At 66.5% G+C, this 705-nt stretch carries 1 protein-coding gene and 1 pseudogene; both read right to left on the minus strand.

All coding sequences use genetic code 11. The annotated features are described in order from the left end of the window. On the minus strand, nt 1-466 hold a 466-nt coding region (locus tag EN879_RS37885), incomplete at its 3' end, for an ATP-binding cassette domain-containing protein (protein WP_127274812.1). Then, nucleotides 463-705 (minus strand): annotated as a pseudogene (locus tag EN879_RS37890) (ABC transporter ATP-binding protein); the annotation flags it as partial. The gene EN879_RS37885 and the pseudogene EN879_RS37890, both read right to left, overlap by 4 nt.

Consider the following 705-nt stretch of genomic DNA (forward strand, 5'->3'; position numbering starts at 1 on the left):
GATGGCTCATCAGCGCCGTGCCGATCGACACCATCTGGCGCTCGCCGCCCGACAGCGTGCGCACGCGCTGGCGCCAGCGTTCCGCCAGTTTCGGGAACAGCTTGACCACCTTTTCGCGGTTTTCCGCCTCATGCGGCCGGGCCCGCGGCGAATAGGCGCCGAGCGCCATGCAGTCGGCGATCGAGAGATCGGGAAACAGCCGGTTGCCTTGCGGCACATGGATCAGGCCGGCGCCGACGATGGCGCGTGCGCTGTGGCCGACAATGTCTTGCCCGTCGAACAGGATGCGGCCGCTCTTCGGCTGCAGAAGCCCGGAGATAGCACGCAGCAGCGTCGTCTTGCCATGGCCGTTGGGGCCGAACAGGCCGACATTGCCGAAACGGCCGGCCTCCAGCGAGATATCGTGCAGCACGGTGACGCGGCCATAGCCGGCGGTGACGCCTTCGACGCTGAGAATGGGATTCACGCCGCCGACCTCCTCGTGCCGAGATAGGCCTCGATGACGTGCGGATCGGCGATCACGCCTGCCGGATCGCCGGCGGCCAGGACGCGGCCATTGTTGAGCACCAGCAGATGCTGCGAAAGGCTCATCAGGAAAGTCAGCACGTGCTCGATCAACAGGATGGTGATGCCGCGTTCGGCGGTGCGGCGGATCAGGCCGATCGACGTCTCGATCTCGGGGTTGGTCAGGCTCGATGCCGGCTC

It is taken from the genome of Mesorhizobium sp. M7A.F.Ca.AU.002.02.1.1, from assembly GCF_003998535.1.
In the GTDB taxonomy this organism is placed as follows: Bacteria; Pseudomonadota; Alphaproteobacteria; order Rhizobiales; family Rhizobiaceae; genus Mesorhizobium; species Mesorhizobium ciceri.